Source organism: Pseudomonas sp. CFBP 13710 (genome assembly GCF_014842235.1).
Taxonomy (GTDB): domain Bacteria; phylum Pseudomonadota; class Gammaproteobacteria; order Pseudomonadales; family Pseudomonadaceae; genus Aquipseudomonas; species Aquipseudomonas baltica.
This window is the reverse complement of the sequence record NZ_JACYVJ010000002.1, coordinates 835,839-841,987: the sequence shown is the minus strand read 5'-3', so window position 1 is coordinate 841,987 and position 6,149 is coordinate 835,839. Positions and strand designations below refer to the sequence as shown.

The following is a 6,149-nucleotide window of genomic DNA, read 5'->3' as shown; positions in this document are numbered from 1 at the left end:
GAGTTTTCCGTAGGAGCGGCCCGTGGCCGCGAAAAGGGCAGCGCGGTGGATCAGGCCCTGGCGCGGGCGCTGTGCAGTTTCTTGTAGCTGTCGATCAGGCGCAGATGACGGTCCAGCCCTTCGAGCTTCATGCTGGTCGGGGTCAGGCCATGGAAACGTACGCTGCCATCCACGGATCCCAGCGCCGCCTCCATCCGCGCGTCACCGAACATGCGGCGGAAGTTGAACTCGTAGTCGGCCATGTCCAGATCACTGTCAAGCTGCACCTCGAGCACCACGTTCAGCGCCTGGAAGAACAGGCCGCGCTCCAGCGTATTGGCGTTGTACTGCAGGAACATCTCGACCAGCTCCTTGGCGTCGTCGAAGCGCTCCAGCACCAGCTGGATCAGCACCTTCAACTCCAGAATGGTCAACTGCCCCCACACGGTGTTCTCGTCGAACTCGATGCCGATCAAGGTGCGGATATCGGTGTAGTCGTCCAGCTCCGACTCCTCCAGGCGCTGCAACAGATTGCCCAGCGCGTCGTCGTCGAGCCGGTGCAGATTGAGGATGTCTTCGCGGAAAAACAGCGCCTTGTTGGTGTTGTCCCAGATCAGATCCTCGATCGGATAGATCTCCGAATACCCCGGCACCAGAATCCGGCACGCCTTGGCGCCCAGGTGCTCATAGACCGCCATGTACACCTGCTTGCCCAGGCCATCGAGAATGGCGAACAGGGTGGCGGCTTCCTCGGCATTGGCATTGTCGCCCTGCGCGGTGAAATCCCAATCGGCAAAGGCGAAGTCGGCCTTGGCGCTGAAGAAGCGCCACGACACCACACCGCTGGAATCGATGAAATGTTCGACGAAGTTGTTCGGCTCCATCAGCGCATGGCTTTCGAAGGTCGGCTGGGGCAAGTCGTTGAGCCCCTCGAAACTGCGGCCCTGAAGCAACTCGGTGAGGCTGCGCTCGAGCGCTACTTCCAGGCTTGGATGGGCGCCGAACGAGGCGAACACGCCGCCGGTGCGCGGGTTCATCAAGGTCACGCACATCACCGGGAAGCGACCGCCCAGGGAGGCATCCTTGACCAGCACCGGAAAGCCCTGCTCCTCCAGCCCCTGAATGCCGGCCTGGATAGCGGGATAGCGCGCCAGCACCTCGGCCGGGACGTCGGGCAGCGCCAGTTCGCCCTCGAGAATCTCGCGCTTGACTGCGCGCTCGAAGATCTCCGACAGGCACTGCACCTGGGCCTCGGCCAAGGTGTTGCCGGCGCTCATGCCATTGCTCAGGTAGAGGTTCTCGATCAGGTTGGACGGGAAATACACCGTCTCGCCGTCGGACTGGCGCACGAAAGGCAGCGAACAGATGCCCCGCTCCATGTTGCCCGAGTTGGTGTCGTAGAGGTGAGAACCGCGCAGTTCGCCGTCGGCGTTGTAGATGGCCAGGCAGTGGGCATCGAGTATCTCGGCAGGCAGCGCATCCTTGCGGCCCGGCTGGAACCAGCGCTCGTCAGGGTAGTGCACGAAAGCCGCATTGGCGATGTCTTCGCCCCAGAACTGATCGTTGTAGAAGAAGTTGCAGTTGAGCCGCTCGATGAATTCACCAAGGGCCGACGCCAGCGCGCTTTCCTTGGTCGAACCCTTGCCGTTGGTGAAGCACATCGGCGAGTAGGCATCGCGGATGTGCAACGACCAGACGTTGGGCACGATGTTGCGCCACGAGGCGATCTCGATCTTCATCCCCAGCCCGGCGAGGATGCCAGACATGTTGGCGATGGTCTGCTCCAGCGGCAGGTCCTTGCCCAGCACATAGGTGCTCGCCCCTTCCGCCTGCGCGGGCATCAGCAAGGCCTGGGCATCGGCGTCGAGGTTGTCGACCTCCTCGATGATGAAATCCGGGCCGGTCTGCACGACCTTCTTCACGGTGCAGCGGTCGATCGAGCGCAGGATGCCCTGGCGATCCTTGGCCGAGATGTCCGCAGGCAGTTCGACCTGGATCTTGAAGATCTGGTTGTAGCGGTTTTCCGGGTCGACGATGTTGTTCTGCGACAGGCGGATGTTGTCGGTGGGAATGTTGCGGGTGTTGCAGTAGAGCTTGACGAAGTAGGCCGCGCACAACGCCGAGGATGCCAGGAAGTAATCGAACGGGCCCGGCGCCGAGCCGTCGCCCTTGTAGCGGATCGGTTGGTCGGCCACCACCGTGAAATCGTCGAACTTGGCTTCAAGTCGAAGGTTGTCGAGAAAATTGACCTTGATTTCCATGGGGCAGCACCTGATGACAGCTAAAACGAATGGCCGGCATTATCCGGTTTTTTGGCGTCTCCGTCTTGGGCGATCTGTCGCTCACGCGGGTACGCTGGCGCCCGGACAACCGCTGCGATACTAAATCGCCGTAATCAGTGAATTATTTAGTGTCATTTTGTATCTCATGGGGACAAGCCGCTTTGACACAAGAGAAACACCCATGAAATCTCGCAGAAAAACCGTCAACCCGATCGGGTTGAACGACATCACCATCGTCGACGACGTCAAGATGCGCAAAGCGATCACCGCCGCCGCGCTTGGCAACGCCATGGAATGGTTCGACTTCGGCGTCTACGGCTTCGTGGCCTACGCCTTGGGCAAAGTGTTCTTCCCGGACGTCGATCCCAGTGTGCAGATGATCGCGGCCTTGGCCACCTTCTCGGTACCCTTCCTGATTCGCCCGCTGGGCGGCCTGTTCTTCGGCGCCCTGGGCGACAAGTACGGACGGCAGAAAGTCCTGGCTGCCACCATCGTGATCATGTCGTTGAGTACGTTCGCGATCGGCTTGATTCCGTCCTATGCCTCCATCGGCATCTGGGCGCCCATCCTGCTGCTGCTGGCGAAGATGGCCCAGGGCTTCTCGGTGGGCGGTGAATACACCGGCGCCTCGATCTTCGTGGCCGAGTACGCTCCGGACCGCAAACGCGGCTTCCTCGGCAGCTGGCTGGACTTCGGCTCGATTGCCGGTTTCGTGCTCGGTGCAGGCGTGGTGGTGGGCATCTCCGCAGTGATCGGCGAAGAGAAGTTCCTTGACTGGGGTTGGCGCGTGCCGTTCTTCCTGGCCCTGCCGCTGGGCATGATCGGCCTCTACCTGCGCCACGCGCTGGAAGAAACCCCGGCCTTCCAGCAGCACGTCGAAAAGCTCGAACAAGGCGACCGCGAAGGCCTGGCCGGCGGCCCCAAGGTATCGTTCAAGGAAGTGGCAACCAAGCACTGGCGCAGCCTGCTGACCTGCATCGGCATCGTCGCGGTGACCAACGTCACCTACTACATGCTGCTGACCTACATGCCCAGCTACCTGTCGCACAACCTGCACTACAGCGAAAGCCATGGCGTGTTGATCATCATTGCGATCATGGTCGGCATGCTGTTCGCCCAACCGCTGATTGGCTTCGCCAGCGACAAGTTCGGCCGCAAGCCTTTCATTCTGTTCGGCAGCATCGGCCTGTTCTTCCTGGCCATCCCGGCCTTCATGCTGATCAACAGCGGCCAGATCGGTTGGATCTTCGCCGGGCTGCTGATGCTGGCCGTGGTGCTGAACTTCTTCATCGGCGTCATGGCGTCCACGTTGCCCGCGATGTTCCCCACGCACATCCGCTACAGCGCCCTGGCCAGTGCATTCAACGTTTCGGTACTGATCGCCGGCCTGACACCGACGGCCGTGGCCTGGCTGGTGGAAAGCACCGATGACCTGTACATGCCTGCCTATTACCTGATGGTGTTCGCCGTGGTCGGCTTCATCACCGCCATCACCATGAAGGAGACGGCCAACAAGCCGTTGCGCGGCGCTGCGCCAGCGGCCTCGGACATCGCCGAAGCCCGAGAACTGCTGGTCGAGCACCACGACAACATCGAGCAGAAGATCGAGGACATCGACAGCGAGATCGCCGCGCTGCAAGCCAAGCGCGAGCTTCTGGTGCAACAGCACCCGCGGATCAACTGAGCCAAGCCTGGCCGGGGGCTGAAGACTGCACTCGCCGTCTTCAGCCCCCGGCCAGACGATCGCGCAGGTAGTCGACCACGGCTGCCTGATCGCCAGCGAACTCGATGCGCGCCGCCTTGCTCTCGCGTTGATAGGCGTACATCGGGTCGTAGTACTCGTGCAGCAGGCCCTCGATCCAGCCACGGTGCAGGTCGACCAGGCCATAGCGCCGCTGCTCTTCCAGCGCGGCCTGCATCAGCCCCTGCAGGCGTTGATGGCGCTCGCCGCCCAGACGCTTGTGGATGCGGTCCAGACTCTGCAGCAGACGCTCGGCAAACAGCGCTTCACCGCGCTCGCCGTACAACCCGACGAAGTCTGCGCACAGGTCTACCACGTAGTCGCGCAGGATACGCTTGACGCGATTCTGGAAGCTGTCTTCCAGCCAAACCAATGGATACGCCTGCATGCCCTGATGCAGGCTCAACGGCACGTTGCAACTGCCCACCAGGCGGCTTTCGTCCTCGAGCACGAACTGCTCGATGCCAGCGGCCCGCTTCTTCAACACGTCGATCGCCAGGCTGTTCTCGAAATCGATCTGCGCAGGCTGCCCGGTCGCACGCTTGCCGAAGCTGGAGCCGCGGTGGTTGGCATGGCCTTCCAGGTCCAAAGCGTTGCTCAATTGCGCCAGTACGTCGGTCTTGCCGGTGCCGGTCATGCCGCCCAGCACGACGAACTGGCACTGTTCGACGGCTTGTTCCAGGGTGTCGAGCAGAAAGCTGCGCATGGCCTTGTAGCCGCCCAGTACCCGCGGGTACTCGACGCCTGCCTCGCGCAGCCAGCGCTGCACCGTCTGCGAGCGCAGGCCGCCGCGGAAGCAATACAGATAGCCCTCGGGATTGGCCTTGGCGAATGCCACCCAGGCTTCGACCCGGCGTGCCTTGATCTCGCCGGACACCAGGCGGTGCCCCAACTCGATGGCGGCTTCCTGGCCGTGCTGCTTGTAGCAGGTACCGACTTTCTGCCGTTCCAGGTCGTCCATCAAGGGCAGGTTGTGCACCCCGGGGAATGCACCCTTGTCGAATTCGACCGGCGCGCGCGCGTCCATCATCGCTACCTCGCCGAGGAACAACGCGCGGTAGTCGCTGCTGTCTTCGCGCATCAGAACACCTCGACAGCGTGGGGCTGGCGCTCGATCAAGGTGCCGATCGGCGCCAGGTGCAGACCCAATTCGGCGGCCAGCGCGACGAACTCGGCTTCGCCGGCAGCGCTGACGGCTACCAGCAGGCCGCCGCTGGTCTGCGGATCGCAGAGCAGTTCACGCTGCTCGTCGCTCAACGCGGCGATGCGTTCGCCGTAGCTGTCGAAGTTGCGCTGGGTGCCGCCCGGCACGCAGCCCTCGCGCAGGTAGTGGTCGATGCCGGGCAGGCGCGGCACCGCGGCGTATTCCAGGCGTGCGGTTAGTTGGGCACCGTCGGCCATTTCGACCAGGTGCCCGAGCAGGCCGAAACCGGTGACGTCGGTCATCGCGGTGACCTCGCGCAGCTTGCCGAAGCGGCTGCCGGGCTTGTTCAGCGTGCACATCCAGTCGCGGGCCACGCCCACGTCTTCTTCACGCAGCCGGGATTTCTTCTCCGCCGTGGTAAGAATGCCGATGCCCAGCGGCTTGGTCAGATACAGGCGGTCGCCGACCTGGGCGGTGTCGTTGCGTTTCATGTGGCGCTTGTCGACCAGGCCGGTCACCGCCAGGCCGAAGATGGGTTCGGGAGCGTCGATCGAATGGCCACCGGCCAGGGGAATGCCGGCAGCATCGCACACCGCCCGACCCCCGCGGATCACCTCGCGGGCAACTTCCGGGGGCAGCAGGTTGACCGGCCAGCCGAGAATGGCGATGGCCATCAACGGATCGCCGCCCATGGCATAGATGTCGCTGATGGCGTTGGTGGCGGCAATGCGCCCGAAATCGAAGGGGTCATCGACGATGGGCATGAAGAAATCGGTGGTCGACACCACACCGCGCTCGTCGTCGATGGCATACACCGCGGCATCGTCGCGCGAAGCATTGCCGACCCACAGCTTCGGGTCCAGGTTCTGTGCGCCGCTGCCGGCCAGAATCACCTCCAATACCTTGGGCGAAATCTTGCAGCCGCAACCGGCTCCATGGCTGTACTGGGTCAAACGGATTGGCGAATTCATGGCAGCATTCTCGACGTCCTGGAATCAGGCTG

At 62.8% G+C, this 6,149-nt stretch carries 4 protein-coding genes; 1 reads left to right on the top strand and 3 read right to left on the bottom strand.

Annotation, left to right across the window (positions count from 1 at the left end; genetic code table 11):
* Positions 1 to 50: 50 nt before the first annotated feature.
* Positions 51 to 2,240 carry an OsmC domain/YcaO domain-containing protein gene (locus tag IFT44_RS08420; RefSeq protein ID WP_192103723.1) on the bottom strand — a complete coding sequence of 730 codons (2,190 nt, stop codon included), beginning with the start codon at positions 2,238 to 2,240 and terminating at the stop codon, positions 51 to 53.
* Positions 2,241 to 2,442: 202 nt separating this feature from the next.
* Here IFT44_RS08420 and proP point away from each other — a divergent pair, with 202 nt between their 5' ends.
* Entirely contained in the window at positions 2,443 to 3,945 is a 1,503-nt protein-coding gene (proP, locus tag IFT44_RS08415; RefSeq protein WP_122478977.1) for a glycine betaine/L-proline transporter ProP, read from the top strand.
* A gap of 40 nt (positions 3,946 to 3,985) precedes the next feature.
* Here proP and mnmH read toward each other — a convergent pair whose 3' ends face one another.
* Positions 3,986 to 5,083, bottom strand: coding sequence for a tRNA 2-selenouridine(34) synthase MnmH (gene mnmH / locus IFT44_RS08410; protein ID WP_192103725.1), 1,098 nt, complete (start codon positions 5,081 to 5,083; stop codon positions 3,986 to 3,988).
* Positions 5,083 to 6,117 carry a selenide, water dikinase SelD gene (gene selD / locus IFT44_RS08405; RefSeq protein ID WP_192175738.1) on the bottom strand — a complete coding sequence of 345 codons (1,035 nt, stop codon included), beginning with the start codon at positions 6,115 to 6,117 and terminating at the stop codon, positions 5,083 to 5,085. Before selD ends, mnmH begins: the two co-directional genes overlap by 1 nt.
* Positions 6,118 to 6,149: the final 32 nt, after the last annotated feature.

Excerpts from the sequence above, each read along its gene's own strand:
- IFT44_RS08420 (WP_192103723.1), bottom strand. The coding sequence starts at position 2,240 with ATGGAAATCAAGGTCAATTTTCTCGACAACCTTCGACTTGAAGCCAAG.
- proP (WP_122478977.1), top strand. The coding sequence starts at position 2,443 with ATGAAATCTCGCAGAAAAACCGTCAACCCGATCGGGTTGAACGACATC.
- mnmH (WP_192103725.1), bottom strand. The coding sequence starts at position 5,083 with ATGCGCGAAGACAGCAGCGACTACCGCGCGTTGTTCCTCGGCGAGGTA.
- selD (WP_192175738.1), bottom strand. The coding sequence starts at position 6,117 with ATGAATTCGCCAATCCGTTTGACCCAGTACAGCCATGGAGCCGGTTGC.